This window comes from Luteimonas sp. A611, from assembly GCF_054072715.1.
On record NZ_JBSVRP010000003.1, the window covers coordinates 87,288 to 102,246 of the forward strand.

A 14,959-nucleotide genomic window follows, 5' to 3' on the forward strand; every position below is an offset into this window, starting at 1 on the left:
TCTTGCTTGCGCCCTGCCCGCCCTACAACAACCCCTCCCGCTTGATCGCCAGGTAGCGCTCCACCAGCGCCGCCGGCAGCTGTTCGGCGGTGACGTCGAGGACCTGCACGCGGTGGCGGCGCAGGGCGTCGTGGGCGGCGGCGCGCTGGGCCAGGTAGCGAGCGGTGGCGCCTGCGCGCACCGCGGCCTGCAGGTCGTGCACGTCTTGGTCAAGCACCTCGTCGAGCGCGCGTTCGCGCAGCGAGGCCACCACCACGAGATGCCGCTTCTGCAGCATGCGCACCGCGGCCAGCACGTCCTCGATGTCCTCGTCGCGCAGGTTGGTCACCAGCATCAGCAGGGCGCGGCGGCGCTGGCGCAGCGAGAGTTCGGTGGCGGCGGCGAGGTAGTCGGTGGCGACCGGCTCGGGCTCGAGGTCGTAGCTGGCGCGCAGCAGGGTGTCGATGGCGGCCATGCCGCGCCGCGGCGGCACCCAGCGGCGCTCACCGCCGATGGCCAGCAGGCCGACCGCATCGCCCTGGCGCAGCGCCAGGTAGGCGACCAGCAGCGAGGCGTCGAGCGCGTGATCGAAGTGCGCCAGCGCGCCGCCAGCCTTCTCGAGGGCAGGATCGCGCGCCAGCATGCGGCGGCCGGTGTCGAGCACGACCACCAGCTGCTGGTTCTTCTCGTCCTGGTACTCGCGCGAGATGAGCTTGCGCGCGCGCGAGGTGGCCTTCCAGTCGATCTGGCGCAGGCTGTCGCCGACGCGGTACTCGCGCATCTGGTGGAAGTCGGTGCCTTCGCCGCGGCGACGCTTGACGTGCGCGCCCATCAGCCTCGAGGCCTGCTCGGCGCTGACCAGGGCGAACTTGGTGAGCGGCGCGAAGTTGGGGAATACGCGCACCCGCTGCGACGCGCCGGCCAGGCACAGCTGGCGCCACAGCCGCAGCGGCGAATGCATCAGCACGTGCACGCCGTCGAAGGCGAAGCTGCCGCGCGCATCGGGGCGCAGCCGGTAGTCGAAACCCGACACGCTGCCCGGCGACAGCTTCAGCCGGCGCGGCAGTCCTTCGACCTGCCAACCACCCGGATGCAGGTCGTGCACGTCCACGCGCACGCCGCGCGCACCGGGTTCGAGCTCCAGACGGACCTCGCGCTCCACGCCCAGCGCCAGCGCCTCGGGGACCTGTCGCGCCACGTCCGGCAGCGGCGTGCGCAACAGCGCGATGAGGTCGAGCGCAACCAACAGCGCCAGCGTGGCGCCGGCCAGCGTCCAGGCGGCGGCGGCCAACCAGCCAATGCTGGCGGCCACGCCCAGCAGCCCCCAGGCCACGGCGGCCACGACCAGGGGCGACGCGGGCCGCGGCAGGAAACGGCGGCGGACGGGCCCCGCGTTGGCAGGTACGGAGCTCACTTGCGCGGCGCATCCACCCTGGCCAGCAGCGCGCGCAGCACCTGGTCAGCGTCCTGGCCCTCGATCTGCAGCTCCGGCGCCAGCGCGATGCGGTGGCGCAGCGCCGGCAGCGCGATCTCGCGCACGTCGTCGGGGGTGACGAAATCGCGGCCCGACAGCACCGCCTGCGCGCGCGCAGTGCGCACCAGCGCCAGGCTGCCGCGCGGGCCGGCGCCGAGCGCGATGCCCGGCCAGTTGCGCGTGGCTGCGGCGATGCGCACCGCGTAGTCGATCACCGCCGGATCGAGCGTGGTCGCAGCGGTGCCCTGCTGCAGCGCGACGATGCCATCGGCGTCGAGCACCTGCGCCACCTGATCGAGGTCGAAACCTGCGGCGACGCGGTCGTGGCTGATCGCGGTCACCATCGCCACCTCGTCGGCGTGCGCGGGATAGTCGATCAGCACCTTGAGCAGGAAGCGGTCGAGCTGCGCCTCGGGCAGCGGATAGGTGCCCTCCTGCTCGACCGGGTTCTGCGTGGCGAGCGTCATGAACGGCGGCGGCAGCGCGAAGCTCTGGCCCTCGATCGTGACCTGCTGCTCCTGCATCGCCTCCAGCAGCGCCGACTGGGTCTTGGCCGGCGCGCGGTTGATCTCGTCGGCCAGCAGCAGGTTGGTGAAGATCGGGCCGCGGCGCATGCTGAAGGTCTCGCTGCGCGCGTCCCACACCGCGTGCCCGCTGACGTCGCTGGGCATCAGGTCGGGGGTGAACTGGACGCGCGCATGGCCGCAGCCGAGCGCGCGCGCCAGCGCCCGCACCAGCAGCGTCTTGCCCAGGCCGGGCACGCCCTCGATCAGCACGTGGCCACCGGCCAGCAGCGCGACCAGGATCTGGTCGAGCACCTCGGCCTGGCCGATGAAGGCTTTCGATACCTCGTCGCGCACGCGCGCGACGCGCTCGACCAGGGCATCGCCGGTGATCGGCGCGGGCGGGAAGTGGGTTTCGGTCATAGTCGTTTTCTCATTTCGACGAGTCGGGCCACGCGCAGGCGGAAGTCGCCGGCATCGCGCGGACGCGGGGAACGCAGGGCGTGTTCGATGTCCGGCGCGGGCAGGCCGGTGCGCGCGGCGATGGCCTCGGCCTGGGCCACGCCTTCGAGCGCGGCGGCGAGCGGGTCGCGGCGCCGCAGCCGCGCCAGGAAGGCGTCGCGCATGGCGCCATGCAGCAGCGAGGACAGGCCGTGGCGACGCAGGTGCTCGCCGCTGGCCTGCACGTGTTCGAGCAGCGAACGCCGTTCCGCCGGTGGCGGCGGCAGCGCCGGGCCAACGCGCTGCACGCGCATCCACAGCCAGGCCAGCAGCGCCAGCAGCAGCGGCAGCCACGCCATCCACGCGCGTTCCAGCAACAGCCGCCACAGCGGCGGCACGTCGGCCGCATACACCAGGTGGATGCGGCCATGGCCGTAGTTGGGCGCCAGCAGCTGCCGGGTCAGGGCCAGGTGCGGCACTTCGCGCAGGCCCTGGTTTTCCATGAAGTCGGCCTGCGCGAGCACGTCGACCAGCCCTTCGCCGCGTGCCAGCCGCGCATGCACGAAGCCGGCCTCGAAATCGCCCCAGGAAGCTTGCGGATCCACGCGCGGGATGAAGCGGGTGCCATTGCAGAACTCGATGTGCCGCTCCTGCCCAGGCACGTGCAGCGCCTCGCAGCGGCTGCGTCCGGCCTTCAGCTCCAGCCCGAGCCGCTCCAGCAGCTCGGGCGCGCGCACTGCGGAGCCGCGCGCGGCGCGCGGCGTGGTGACCAGCAGGTGGCCGCCGGCGTCCACCCAGTCGAGCAATGCGTCGATGTCGCGCGCAGCCAGCGTGCGTGGATCGCCCAGCAGGACCACGGTGTCACGTCGGCCGGGGCGATGGTTGGCCAGGTCCAGCCGCTGCCGCGACTGCGCATCGACACCGTCCGCGCGCAGCGCCAGCTTCAGCGCGTACAGCGGGTTGTACGCGGCCTCGCCCGCGGGCGGCAGCGCGCGCGTTTCCGGCACCCGGTGGTAGCTGTGGTTCCACCACGCCGCCAGCAGTGCCATCGCCGCAACGGCGAGCGCCAGCAGCGCGAGCGGGCGCAGCCGGCTCATGGCGCCCACCCGAAGCGCAGCGACAGCTCGCCCAGCAGCGACTCGAACTCTTCATCGCGCGGCAGCCGCTGCGCGTAGGCCGCCAGCTGCCAGACCCGCACGATGCGCGCAAAGGCCTCGCGATCGGCCGGCTCGGGCATGCCGCGCGAGGCGCGCAGGCACTGGGCCTCGGTCGCGCCCGGCACCAGCGCGCTGCCGATGCGCACCGCCATCGCCTCGACGCTGCCGCGGTAGAGCAGCGCCAGCGCACGCCGCGGCCGGCCTTCGCGCCACAGCCGGCGGGCCTGCCCGGCGAGGTCGTCGGGCAGCAGATCGGGTTCGGGCGCGGCGCTGACGGTGACTTCGCTGTCCGGCGTCCGCATCGCGCCGAAGCCACGCATCCACGGCAGCCAGCGCCGCGCGGTCAGCGCCAGGGTGAGCACCACCAGGCCCAGCACGATCCACAGGCCGAACTCGGCGGCCACGGCGAGCAGCTGCCCCGCCTTGCGCAGCCAGGGCGGCATCGGACGCTGTGGTGGGGGCGTGTCCTCGTGCCGCTTCTGCCAGACCAGCCGGGTGCGGCTGCGGTCCAGCAGTGGATCCTCATAGGCGCGCTTGACCGCCTGCCGGAACGGCGCATGGTCGACCACCGCGTCCTCGCCAAACACGCGCGCCAGCGTCGCCGCGGGCGTGCGCTGTTCCTCATCCGCGTCCGCCCTGGCGCTGGCGCGCTGCCTGGCCAGCTCGCGCTGCTCCTGCAGGCCGTGCCCGACCTGCGCCTGCGCCTGCGGCGCCAGCAGCGGCAGCGCCGCCACCGCCAGCAGCACCAGCGCGGCCTGGGCCAGGCGCGCGCGCATCCGGCGCAGCACGATCTCGATGTCCCAGGCCTCGATCCGCACCCGGCGGTTGAGGTACAGGCCGAAGCCAGCGCCGATGTGGAAGGGCTCCACCGCCGAGATCGCGATCCACAGCGCGGCGTTGAACGCCAGCTGCGCGGCGCGCGGCGGATCCCGGGTAACCAGCGTCCACATGGCGCGCGCAGATTCGGACAGCAGTTGTTCGGGCACGAACATCAGCACCAGCGACAGCAGCGAGAACACCAGCACGGCGACGAACAGCAGGCAGGCGCCGGCCAGCAGCAATCCATGGCCCTGGATGCCGTCGACGATCACCGCGCGCCGGCCTGCCAGCACCTGTCCGGGGCCGCCCTCCAGCAGTTCCACCGGCATCGCGATCGAGCGCCACGGGCTGGGCCGGCGCCAGCCCAGGCGCGCGCCGATGCCGCGCCAGCTGCCGCTGCGCTGCGCGGCCAGGGTCTGGCGCGTCGTGGGCGCATCGCCAAACACCGCGCGCGACAGCACGAACAGCACGATGCGGTCGAACAGCGGCAGCAGCCACCACATCGCCAGCGCCGCCAGCCACAGCACATCCATCGTCCAGGCTGCCGCGTTGAGCAGGGCGAACACCGGCAGGGTCGCGATCGCCCACGGCCGCCAGATCGCCCGTGCGTGGCGTCGCACCAGCGCATTGCCCAGCTCCATCGCCTCCCAGGGCGAGCGCGGGCGCAGTTCGACGCGGACCTGGTCAAGGCGCACGGTGTGGTTCCTTGCCGTCCCGCCGCTGCAATCCATGGCGGGACACCGGCATCCCCTGATCGCTCGGCATGACGGCGCGGCCGTGTCGCGCCAGCGCGTCATTGCCGCGCCCACCCAGCGCCAGCCAGCCCAGCACCAGCGCCCACAGCAGCGCGCCCACGCCAAACTTCAGCGGCGCCGGGATCGATCCGGTCGACGACCAGAACGCCTCGACGAAGGCCGCGAACACCAGCATCGCCAGGATCCCCAGGCACAGCCGCGCGCCGACCCGCCCCGCCTCGGCCAGCGCGTCGACGCGGCGCAGCCGTCCCGGCGCCAGCAGGGCCAGGCCCAGGCGCAGGCCGCCTGCGCCCGCGATCACGATCGCGCTCAGCTCCGGCGCCGAATGCCCGGCCACGAAGCGCCAGAACGGATCGCCGTGCCCGATCGCCTGCAGGTGGCCGGCGACCACGCCCAGCACCACGCCGTTGAACACCAGCACGAACGCGGTGCCCACGCCCGCCAGCAGGCCCGTGGCGAAGGTGCGGAAGCCGATGCTGACGTTGTTGTAGATGTAGTAGCCGAACATGGCCATGTCGCTGCCGCTCTCGCGGCCAATCCGGTGGCGGCTGTCGGCCGGGTCGTACATCGCCTCGAACCTGGCCAGCTGCTGCGGATCGAACACGCTGTGGGCCAGCTCCGGCCACTGCTGTACCGCGAGGAACAGCGCCACGCCCGGCACCACGAACAGCACCGCCGCCAGCCACAGGCAGCCGCGCTGGGCGCGGACCAGGCGCGGAAAGTCTGCGACCAGGAAGCGCAGCGCGCGCCGCCAGGCCGGTGGCGGTGCGCGGTAGAGCACGTCGTGGCCGCGCTGCATCAGCGCCTGCAGGTGCTCGGTCACCTGCGGGCTGTAGCCGCGCCTGCGCGCCAGCGCCAGCTGCTGGCACAGGCGCCGGTAGCGCGTGGGCACTTCCTCGTCGCGCGGCACGCCGTCCACGCGCCGCGCCGCGCCGCGCGTCTCCAGCCAGCGTTCGAATCCGCGCCACTCCTGCTCGTGGCGGGCGACGAAGGCTTCCTGCCTCATGCGCGCCGCCCCAGCAGCCACTGCGCGATGGCCGACAGTCGCCACACGCCGGCCTCGCCAGCCATGCCCGTGAGCGGCGCGGCGATGCCCGCAAGCTCTTCCTGCCGCTGCGGGGTGAGCGTATGCGCACGCTCGGCGAACGCGATCAGCGCGGCCTGCTCGTCGGGCAGCAGCGGCACGGCGGGGGCAACAGCATTTGCGGGCGGCAGGGCGGCGCTGGCACCGCGGCGCGGCGCATGCACCACCATCGTGCGCGCCACGATGTCGCCCAGGCGCCGGCTCCAGGGATCGACCAGGCTGGAGGCCAGGCCGAACGCATAGCCCAGCGGCAGCATGTCGACGGTGCGCATCAGGTTGCGCACGAACGAGGCCATCCAGCCCACCGGCGCGCCATCGGCCGACACCACGCGCAGGCCCATCGCGCGCTTGCCCGGCGTCTGCCCGTGCCACATCGCCTCGAACACGACCGGGTAGGCCCAGACCACCAGGAACAGCAGCACCAGGTAGACGCCGGTACCGAAGCGCCCGAGCATCACGAACACCGTCGCGGACAGCAGCACCAGGCCGAAGCGGATCACCAGGTCGATCAGCCAGGCGAATGCGCGCGGCACCGGTCCGGCGGCAGGCAGGCGCAGCGCGACGCCCTCGGGCGTGTGGATTTCGCGGACCGTATCGAGCATCAGCCGGTCGACACCGCGCACGCGGCCGGGTCCGGCACGCGCTTCCCTGCGTCCAGCCCCATGGGCCCCTGTTTGCGCTGCTCCCCGTGCACGGGGCTACTGTACGCGAGCGCCCCCCTCAGAGGGAGGCGGCGTCGAGCAGGTAGTCATCCTTGAGCCGCACGTAGTGCTGCGCGCTGTAGTACAGGCCTTCGATCTGCGCGTCGTCGAGCTTGCGCACCAGCCGCGCCGGATTGCCCAGCCACAGCTCGCCCTCGCCGACCACCTTGCCCGGCGAGACCAGGGCATTGGCACCGACGAAACCGTGCTTCTTCACGACCGCCCCGTCCATCACCACCGCGCCCATGCCGATCAGGCAGGCGTCCTCGATGCGGCAGGCGTGGATGATCGCCCGGTGGCCGATGGTGACGTCCTCGCCGATCACGGTGGCGAAGCCGCCGTCCTTCAGGTGCGGGCCGTCGTGGCTGACGTGCACCACCACCCCGTCCTGCAGGTTGCTGCGCGCGCCGATGCGGATGAAGTTGACGTCGCCGCGGACCACGGCCATCGGCCAGATCGAGACGTCGTCGCCCAGCACCACGTCGCCGATGACCTGGGCGGAGGGGTCGACGAAAACGCGCTCGCCCAACTGGGGCAGGCGGCCGCGGTAGGGGCGCAGGCGGGATGTCATGGGCGCATTGTAGGGCAGGGCGCGCGCGCCGCCGCGACTACACTGCCGCGCATGGAAGCCGACACCGACACGCCGCTCGCCGAGCTGGCCCCGACCCTCGCGCGACTGCGCAGCGCCTGGCAGGACGCGAAGCCGGACCTGGACCAGCGTCGCGGCGACCTCTCGCGCCTGCGCGCCGCGCTGCGGGCGCGGCTGCCGGAAATGGCCGATGCGATCGCCGCCGACTTCGGCCACCGCTCGCGGCATGAGTCGCTGGTGGCCGACGGCGCGACCGTGCTGGCCGGGATCGACCACCTGCGCCGCCACCTGCGTGGCTGGATGCGCCCGCGCCGGGTGGCCGTGGGCTGGCGCTTCTGGCCGGCGCGCGCGCAGCTGCGCAGCGAGCCGGTGGGCGTGGTCGGCGTGATCTCGCCCTGGAACTACCCGGTCAACCTGGCCCTGATCCCGCTCGCCACCGCGATCGCCGCCGGCAACCACGTCTTCCTCAAGCCCTCCGAACACACCCCGCGCAGCGCGGCCTTCCTGCGTTCGCTGCTGGCCGACGTGTTCCCGGCCGACCGCGTCGCCGTGGCCACCGGCAATGCCGACCTCGCCGCCGCCTTCGCCGCGCTGCCGCTGGACCACCTGGTGTTCACCGGCTCGACCGCGGTCGGGCGCAAGGTGATGGCGGCCGCCGCGCCCAACCTGACGCCGCTGACGCTGGAACTGGGCGGCAAGTCGCCGGCGATCGTGTGCGCCGACATCTCCATCGAGCGCGTGGCCGCGCGGCTGGCCACCGGCAAGTGGTTCAACGCCGGCCAGACCTGCATCGCGCCCGACTACGTGCTGCTGGTGGGCAATGCCGCGCGCCGCGACACGCTGGTGCAGGCGCTGCGCGTGGAAGTGGCTGCGCGCTACGGCGACTTCCGTGACACCGACGACTACAGCCGCATCATCAACGACGCCCAGTTCGCGCGCCTGCAGGCCTACCTCGACGACGCCCGCGCGCGGGGCCTGCAGGTGCTGGCGCTGGCCGATGCACACGACGCTTCGCAGCGCCTGTTCGCGCCGACCCTGGTGCTGGATCCGGATGCGGACGCGCCGCTGATGCGCGAGGAGATCTTCGGCCCGATCCTGCCGATCGTGCGCGTGGATTCGCTCGATGCCGCCATCGCCTTCGTCAACGCGCGCGAACGGCCACTGGCGCTGTATCTCTTCAGCGAAGAGCGCACCAGCGTCGAGAAGATCCTGCGCGCCACCCTGGCCGGCGGCGTCACCGTCAACGACACCCTGGTCCATTTCGGCATCGACGCCCTGCCCTTTGGCGGCATCGGCGCCAGCGGCATGGGCGCCTACCACGGCCGCGCCGGTTTCGACGCGATGGGCAAGCAGCTGCCGGTGCTGTGGCAGCCGCGCCGCGCCGGCAGCGACCTGCTCAGGCCGCCGTATGCAAGGGTGGCCCGGCTCATCGATTTCCTGGTGCGTTGAGCCATGGACGCGCCGCTCCCGCGTGAGCTGGACGATGCAGAGATCGAACTGCGCGACAGCCTGCCGCGGCCGCCGCCGCTGCAGCCGCTCGCAACGACCGGGGTCTGGATCGTCGAGTGGCGCAGCGACGACGGGCCCAGGCCCGGGACGGCGCTGCGGCAGTGGCTGCAGGCGCGCTATCCGGGCTGGTCACGCCTGGTCGCGTGTCGCGGCAGGAACGACCTGGTCGCCGCGATCAAGGCCGCCACCTGGTTCGCGCGCGACGCCAGGGCCAGCCCGATCCTGCACCTGGACGCCCGCTGCGACGCGGACGGCGTGGAAGGTCCGAGCCACGACGGCCAGACCGAGCGGATCACCTGGCGTGAGCTGGCCCCGCACCTGGCCGCCCTCAACATCGCCACGCGCTGCAACCTGATGCTGGTCTGCGGGGCGGGCGAGGGCGTCGCCGCGCAGCTGGCCATGACCGGACAGCGCCTGCCCTGCATCGCGGTCGTGGCGCCAACGGCTGCGGTCGCGCCCGCGCCCTGGCTGATCGGCATGCGAAGGCTGTACCGGTGCTGGCACGACGGCCTGCCGGGCGTGGAGGATGCGTCGGCGGCGCTGGCGCCAGCCAGCCTCGAGGCCACCTCGGTGCCGGGACTGGCCTATGAAGGCCTGGTGGCGCGCCTGCTGCACGCCACGCGCCCCGAACAGCGGGCAGCGGGTGGCGATGCGGCTGCGGTCGTAGCGTGGCTGCGCGGCATCACGCCCGACGCCGTCGCGCCGGCAGAGGCACGCTGGCCGGCGCTGCCACGACAGGTACAGCGCTACTGGCGCTCGCTGCTGCTGACCGACCTGCACCCGCTCAACCTGCCCCGGTTCGACTTCGACGCCAGGACCGCGGTGTGGCGGATCCTGCAGGCGCGCGGGCTCGCCTGAGCCGTCAGGGCGCGGCAGGACCGGGACTGCAAACGTCCGCCGGCAGCGCGCGCCCTTCAGGAACAACGCACACCGCCGTTACAGAAGCGAGACACCCCGCCCGCCAACATCGCGATTCCATGAGCATGGCCATGCGCCGCCAGTCCCGGATGCCTGCAGTCCACGGATACCCGCCGCCGGACCAGTTGCGGTATGCGTTCGCCAAGTCGCGGCCGTGCGCTCCTGGCCGGCGGGCGGGGCGACTGGTCCCCGCGGGGCACCCACAACGGCAGCCGGGACGATGAGCCCGCACGACCTCCCCGGCCCGCCACCGCCGTTTCCACCTGCGCCCGATGGGCAGCCGATGGACCAGGTCTGGATCAGCAACCTGCTCGATGCAGGTGACGAGGTCATCTATTTCAAGGACCTGCAGAGCCGCTTCATCCGGGTCAGCCTGGGCATGGCCGAACTGCACGGCTACACGCAGGCACAGATATACCTGCTCACCGACTTCGACCTGTTCGACGAAGTGCACGCCGCCGCCGCGCTTGCCGACGAGCAGCGCATCATCCGCACCGGCGTGCCGATGGTGAACCAGGAAGAGCGCGAGAGCTTCGTCGACAGGCCCACGCGCTGGGTGGCTACCAGCAAGTTCCCGCTGCGCGACCTCGACGGCACGATCATCGGCACCTTCGGCATCTCGCGCGACATCACCCGGCGGGTCGTCGCCGAACAGGCGATGGAGCGGCTGGCCGAGCGGTCGGCTGCCGCCAATGCCGGGCTCGCACGCGTCGAGGCGCAGCTGCGTTCGGTGCTCAATGGATCCTCCGACGCGATCGCCCAGTACGCACCGGACCTTCGCTACCGGTATATCAACCCCGCCGGCGAGCGCCTGCGCGGCAGGCCGCTGGCGGAACTGGTCGGCCGAACCGACCGCGAAATCGGGCCCGACACGGAGGCGACCGCGGGCTGGGAAGCGGCACTGCGCCAGGTGCTGAACACGGGAACGCCAGGCGAATTCGAGTTTTCGATGATCATGCCCGACGGCGGGGAGGGCTGGTTCCACAGCACCCTGTCGCCCGAGACGGACCTGTCCGGCGCCGTCATCGGCGTGCTCAGCTCCACCCGCGACGTCACCGTGGGCAAGCTGGCCGAGCGGGCGCTCGCCCACCAGGCCCTGCACGACCCGGTGACGGGCCTGGCCAACCGCTACCTGCTGATGGACCGGCTGGGCCAGTCGCTGCTGCGCATCTCCCGGGTGCCGGGGCATGTTGCCCTCATCTTCGTCGACATCGACCACTTCAAGGCGGTCAACGATTCCTACGGGCACGAGGTGGGCGACGAGGTCCTGGTCGAACTGGGGCGGCGGCTGTGCAAGCTGGCGCGCCGCGAGGACACCGTGGCCCGGCTGGGCGGCGACGAGTTCGTGGTGCTGTGCGAGAACGTGAACACCGACCGCAACGTGCGCGAGATCGCAGGCCGGATGGTGCGCGCCCTGGCGGAACCGTTTGACCTGGCCTCGGGACTGCAGGTGCGCCTGTCGGCCAGCGTTGGCGTAGCCGCCACCCGTGACGCGACGACGCGGGCGAGCGACCTGCTGCGTGACGCCGATACCGCCATGTACCGGGTCAAGCAGCAAGGTCGCAACGGCTTCTACATGTTCGACCCCAGCGCCGACGGCGAGGTCGGCGACCAGCTGCGCTTCGAGACCAACCTGCAGCACGCGCTCGGCCGCGGCCAGCTCGCCCTCGCCTACCAGCCGCTGCTCTCGCTCGCGGACCAGCGCGTGCTCGGCTTCGAGGCGCTGCTGCGCTGGCGGCACCCGACCCGCGGCACCCTGCTGCCGGGCGACTTCCTCGCCACCGCCGAGCGCATGGGGCTGATGGGGCTGATCGGCGCCTGGGTGCTCGACACCGCATGCAGCCGCCTGGCGGCCTGGTCGCAGGGTCTTGGCCTGCGCGCCGATGCGGCGCCGCTGAAGATGGCGGTCAATGTCTCCGGCAGCCAGCTGCGGGCGGCGGGGTTCGCCAATCAGGTCCGCGCCGCGCTGAAGGCGCATGGCGTCGCGCCGTCATCGCTGCGCCTGGAGATCAGCGAGCGCGAGCTGATCCACGACGACGCCCGGGTCGCGGCAGCGCTGGACGAGCTCGGTCGCGTCGGCGTCGAACTGGCGGTGGACGATTTCGGCGCCTCGGTGACCTCGCTGGCGCGGCTGCCCAGGATCCCGGTCAGCGTGGTCAAGCTCGGGCGCTTCACCGACCTGCGCCAGCGTGAAGTCGTGGCCGCCGTGATCGCCACCGCCCACGGCCTGGGCATGAGCGTGGTCGGCGCCGGGATCGAAGACGCCGGGCAGCTCGCCGAACTGAGCGCGCTGGCCTGCGACGACGGCCAGGGCTTCCTGCTGGGCCCGCCGCTGGAGGAATCCGATGTCGAGCAACTGCTGCGCGACGGGGCAGCGGTCGCGGGAATCCAGTAGCCAGCGCGCGAACCGGCATAATCAGCGGTGGTCGGACGGATATCGTCGAAATGCGCATCGCCAGCTGGAACGTCAATTCGCTCAACGTGCGCCTGCCGCACCTCACGCAGTGGCTGAAGTCGTTCGCGCCGGACGTGGTGGGCCTGCAGGAAACCAAGATCGACGATGCGCGCTTTCCCGATGATGCGCTGGCCGCGCTGGGCTACCGCAGCGTGTTCTGCGGGCAGAAGACCTACAACGGCGTGGCGATCCTGGCCCGCGAGCGCACGCTCGGCGAGGTGCAGTACGGTATCCCCGGCTTCGAGGACGAGCAGCAGCGGGTGATCGCGGCAACCGTGGGCGACGTGCGCATCGTCAACCTGTACGTGGTCAACGGCCAGGACGTGGGCACGGACAAGTACGCCTACAAGCTGCGCTGGCTGGACGCGGTGCACGGATGGCTGGCCGACGAGCTGCAGCGACATCCGCGGATGGTGGTGCTGGGCGATTTCAACATCGCGCCGGATGCGCGCGACGTGCATGACCCCGCCGTCTGGAACGAGCACCACATCCTGACTTCGACCGCCGAGCGCGCGGCGCTGGCGCGGCTGCAGGCGCTGGGGCTGCACGATGCCTTCCGCCTGCACAGCGACGAGGCCGGCATCTTCAGCTGGTGGGACTACCGGCAGGCGGCGTTCCGCCGCAACCTCGGCCTGCGCATCGACCTGACCCTGGTCTCGGACGCGCTGCGTGCGCAAGCGGTGGAGTCGGGCGTCGACCGCGAGCCGCGCACCTGGGAACGGCCCAGCGACCACGCGCCGGCGTGGGTCACGCTCGCCGGCTGAGTGCGGCGCAAGTTCGCTCAGCGCGCGTCGGCAGCTGGCGACCGTGCGGCCAGACGCCGCTGGAAGCAGTGCGGGCCCGCGGGGTGTTGCCAGCCTTCGGCAACCTGATCGCCACGTCCGTGGCGCCCGCCGCGGCTGTCGGTGATGAACACCGCGCAGAGGCGGTAGCGTTCGGCCCCTTCGATTCCATAGCCGTAACCGGTTCCCGTGTCCGGCTCGACCAGCGACAGGCTGTGGTCGGTCGCCTGATCGAGTCCATCCAAGGCGTCGGGCAACGCGTCGTGCTGGCGCGCGTAGGCCTGCACTGCCGCCTCGATGCGCTGCAGGTCCTGCACGCGCCGCGCGTCCATCCGCGCATCGCGCTGCTGCGCGGGCGATCCGCCCACCATCAGCGCAGCCGCCACGGTGGCGACGATCACCACCGCGGCAACGGCGACCAGGGCACGTCCATCGGCCCGGATCATGCGTCGCGCTCCTCACGACGCAGGTCGCCCAGATACCACGCGAAGATCGCGCCGGCGATCAGCGCGGCGACCAGCACCTTGAGTCCGAAGCGCAGGCTCAGCTCTCCGCCAAGCACGTTGTAGACCAGGGTGATCAGGTCGCCGATCAGCACCGCGGCGGCGATGAACAAGGTCAGATACGTCAGCCAGCGGCGCACCGCCGACAGGCGCCTGGACGCGTCGCGCCCGAGCTCTCGGCCAATGCGATGCGCGGTGAATGCGAACACCGGGAACGCCACCACGAGCGTGGCCACCGACCAGCGCATCGAGCGTTGCAGACCCTGCACGCGGTAGGCAGGGTCGGCAGAATCGGGCAGCAGGATCTCGATCAGGTCGAACAGCAGGCTGCCCAGGTGCCAGGCCGACAGGTACAGCGTGGTGAACAGCACCAGGTACTGGAAGGCATCGCGCGCGGACAGGTACGGGCGCGGCCTGGGCACGGGCACGGCAAAAGGGACATCGGCCCAAGCCGCAAGCGGGGCACGGATCTGCTCGGCCGGCCAGCCGGCAGAGATGAGCGTGGCTTCGACCTCCTGGCGCGAGGCGCCTGCGGCCAGCGCGTCATGGACGAAGCGTTCGAGTTCCTGCGTGGCCGATGCCATGGGTTCTGCCGTTGCGCGTTGGGGTGTCGACGCTGCACCGGCCGGGCGCGCCGGTCAAGGCCGGCAACGCGGGTAGAGGATCCGTCGACCTCGCGGTGCATGGAACCACCCGGCCGCGCGCGAGGTGCAACTGGCCGGTTCGATAACGCCAACGGCACGCCCGCGGGCGTGCCGTCGCCATTGCATCAGGCTCAGTCGCGCACCTTGCCGATCACCTTGCCCGTGTCCGGGTCGAGGCGCAGCTCCACATCCTTGCCCTGCGCATCCTCGGCCTCGGCCTTCCAGACGCCGTCGTCGAACTTGATGTCATGCACATTGGCGTAGCCGGCGGCCGTGAGCTTGGCCTCGATGTCGGCCTCACCCTGGGTTGCCACCTGCTCGTCGGGATAGACCTCGCCGGTCTTCGGATCGATCGACAGGTCGACGCGGTTGCCGTCGGCGCTGCGCGCGTCGGCGGTCCAGACACCGTCCTCGAACTCCACGTCATTGACATTGGTATAGCCCTGCACCTCGAGCTTGGCGCGCACTTCGGCGGCCGTCAGCGCGTCCTGCGCCATCGCCGGCAGGCCCGCAACAAGCATCGTGGCCGCCATGGCAAGGGCGGTGGGACGGAAAACGGCTCGCTTGGACATGTTGGATTCCTGACATTTGCGTAGGAGTGCGCATGCTGGATGGTCGGACTGCAAACCCCGGTGAAGGCGGCCGG

14 protein-coding genes are annotated in these 14,959 nt (G+C 71.9%); 4 read left to right on the forward strand and 10 right to left on the reverse strand.

The genetic code is table 11. From position 1 onward, the window contains the following. Positions 1-22: 22 nt before the first annotated feature. From ACW5EG_RS13640 to ACW5EG_RS13670, 7 genes are all read right to left on the reverse strand, one after another. Positions 23-1,393: a DUF58 domain-containing protein gene (locus ACW5EG_RS13640; RefSeq protein WP_457018934.1), complete on the reverse strand. Its 1,371-nt coding sequence runs from the start codon at positions 1,391-1,393 to the stop codon at positions 23-25. After that, positions 1,390-2,379 carry an AAA family ATPase gene (locus tag ACW5EG_RS13645; protein ID WP_457018935.1) on the reverse strand — a complete coding sequence of 330 codons (990 nt, stop codon included), beginning with the start codon at positions 2,377-2,379 and terminating at the stop codon, positions 1,390-1,392. Before ACW5EG_RS13645 ends, ACW5EG_RS13640 begins: the two co-directional genes overlap by 4 nt. Next, a complete protein-coding gene (locus tag ACW5EG_RS13650; RefSeq protein WP_457021885.1) occupies positions 2,376-3,494 on the reverse strand; it encodes a DUF4350 domain-containing protein in 1,119 nt (372 codons plus the stop codon). The genes ACW5EG_RS13645 and ACW5EG_RS13650 overlap by 4 nt, the downstream gene beginning before the upstream one ends. Then, positions 3,491-5,068 carry a DUF4129 domain-containing protein gene (locus ACW5EG_RS13655; RefSeq protein ID WP_457021887.1) on the reverse strand — a complete coding sequence of 526 codons (1,578 nt, stop codon included), beginning with the start codon at positions 5,066-5,068 and terminating at the stop codon, positions 3,491-3,493. Before ACW5EG_RS13655 ends, ACW5EG_RS13650 begins: the two co-directional genes overlap by 4 nt. Further along, positions 5,058-6,134 (reverse strand): stage II sporulation protein M, encoded by a 1,077-nt coding sequence (locus ACW5EG_RS13660; protein ID WP_457021889.1) that lies wholly within the window; start codon positions 6,132-6,134, stop codon positions 5,058-5,060. The genes ACW5EG_RS13655 and ACW5EG_RS13660 overlap by 11 nt, the downstream gene beginning before the upstream one ends. Continuing rightward, positions 6,131-6,814 carry an RDD family protein gene (locus tag ACW5EG_RS13665; protein ID WP_457022128.1) on the reverse strand — a complete coding sequence of 228 codons (684 nt, stop codon included), beginning with the start codon at positions 6,812-6,814 and terminating at the stop codon, positions 6,131-6,133. Before ACW5EG_RS13665 ends, ACW5EG_RS13660 begins: the two co-directional genes overlap by 4 nt. Before the next feature lie 118 nt (positions 6,815-6,932). Then, on the reverse strand, positions 6,933-7,484 hold the full coding sequence (locus ACW5EG_RS13670; protein ID WP_457018940.1) for a gamma carbonic anhydrase family protein: 552 nt from the start codon (positions 7,482-7,484) through the stop codon (positions 6,933-6,935). Positions 7,485-7,535: 51 nt separating this feature from the next. On the opposite strand from ACW5EG_RS13670, the gene ACW5EG_RS13675 reads away from it, so the two are divergent. From ACW5EG_RS13675 to xth, 4 genes are all read left to right on the forward strand, one after another. Further along, positions 7,536-8,951: an aldehyde dehydrogenase family protein gene (locus ACW5EG_RS13675; protein WP_457018941.1), complete on the forward strand. Its 1,416-nt coding sequence runs from the start codon at positions 7,536-7,538 to the stop codon at positions 8,949-8,951. A gap of 3 nt (positions 8,952-8,954) precedes the next feature. Then, positions 8,955-9,869: a hypothetical protein gene (locus ACW5EG_RS13680; protein WP_457021891.1), complete on the forward strand. Its 915-nt coding sequence runs from the start codon at positions 8,955-8,957 to the stop codon at positions 9,867-9,869. Positions 9,870-10,149: 280 nt separating this feature from the next. Further along, positions 10,150-12,324 (forward strand): putative bifunctional diguanylate cyclase/phosphodiesterase, encoded by a 2,175-nt coding sequence (locus ACW5EG_RS13685; RefSeq protein ID WP_457021893.1) that lies wholly within the window; start codon positions 10,150-10,152, stop codon positions 12,322-12,324. Positions 12,325-12,374: 50 nt separating this feature from the next. Beyond that, positions 12,375-13,148, forward strand: a complete 774-nt coding sequence (gene xth / locus ACW5EG_RS13690; protein WP_457018944.1) for an exodeoxyribonuclease III — start codon at positions 12,375-12,377, stop codon at positions 13,146-13,148. A 17-nt stretch (positions 13,149-13,165) separates the two neighbouring features. On the opposite strand, the gene ACW5EG_RS13695 is transcribed toward xth, so the two are convergent. The 3 genes from ACW5EG_RS13695 to ACW5EG_RS13705 all read right to left on the reverse strand — a co-directional run bounded on the left by ACW5EG_RS13695 (position 13,166) and on the right by ACW5EG_RS13705 (position 14,885). After that, complete coding sequence (locus ACW5EG_RS13695; protein WP_457018945.1) at positions 13,166-13,612, reverse strand: hypothetical protein; 447 nt, start codon at positions 13,610-13,612, stop codon at positions 13,166-13,168. Continuing rightward, complete coding sequence (locus tag ACW5EG_RS13700; RefSeq protein WP_457018946.1) at positions 13,609-14,253, reverse strand: DUF5671 domain-containing protein; 645 nt, start codon at positions 14,251-14,253, stop codon at positions 13,609-13,611. The genes ACW5EG_RS13695 and ACW5EG_RS13700 overlap by 4 nt, the downstream gene beginning before the upstream one ends. A 191-nt stretch (positions 14,254-14,444) precedes the next feature. Then, a complete protein-coding gene (locus tag ACW5EG_RS13705; protein WP_457018947.1) occupies positions 14,445-14,885 on the reverse strand; it encodes a PepSY domain-containing protein in 441 nt (146 codons plus the stop codon). Positions 14,886-14,959 lie beyond the last annotated feature (74 nt).

Bases quoted from the DNA above. Each gene is read 5' to 3' on its own strand.
- ACW5EG_RS13695 (WP_457018945.1), bottom strand. From the start codon at position 13,612: ATGATCCGGGCCGATGGACGTGCCCTGGTCGCCGTTGCCGCGGTGGTG.
- ACW5EG_RS13680 (WP_457021891.1), top strand. From the start codon at position 8,955: ATGGACGCGCCGCTCCCGCGTGAGCTGGACGATGCAGAGATCGAACTG.
- ACW5EG_RS13670 (WP_457018940.1), bottom strand. From the start codon at position 7,484: ATGACATCCCGCCTGCGCCCCTACCGCGGCCGCCTGCCCCAGTTGGGC.
- ACW5EG_RS13665 (WP_457022128.1), bottom strand. From the start codon at position 6,814: ATGCTCGATACGGTCCGCGAAATCCACACGCCCGAGGGCGTCGCGCTG.
- xth (WP_457018944.1), top strand. From the start codon at position 12,375: ATGCGCATCGCCAGCTGGAACGTCAATTCGCTCAACGTGCGCCTGCCG.
- ACW5EG_RS13660 (WP_457021889.1), bottom strand. From the start codon at position 6,134: ATGAGGCAGGAAGCCTTCGTCGCCCGCCACGAGCAGGAGTGGCGCGGA.
- ACW5EG_RS13645 (WP_457018935.1), bottom strand. From the start codon at position 2,379: ATGACCGAAACCCACTTCCCGCCCGCGCCGATCACCGGCGATGCCCTG.
- ACW5EG_RS13650 (WP_457021885.1), bottom strand. From the start codon at position 3,494: ATGAGCCGGCTGCGCCCGCTCGCGCTGCTGGCGCTCGCCGTTGCGGCG.
- ACW5EG_RS13705 (WP_457018947.1), bottom strand. From the start codon at position 14,885: ATGTCCAAGCGAGCCGTTTTCCGTCCCACCGCCCTTGCCATGGCGGCC.
- ACW5EG_RS13675 (WP_457018941.1), top strand. From the start codon at position 7,536: ATGGAAGCCGACACCGACACGCCGCTCGCCGAGCTGGCCCCGACCCTC.
- ACW5EG_RS13685 (WP_457021893.1), top strand. From the start codon at position 10,150: ATGAGCCCGCACGACCTCCCCGGCCCGCCACCGCCGTTTCCACCTGCG.
- ACW5EG_RS13700 (WP_457018946.1), bottom strand. From the start codon at position 14,253: ATGGCATCGGCCACGCAGGAACTCGAACGCTTCGTCCATGACGCGCTG.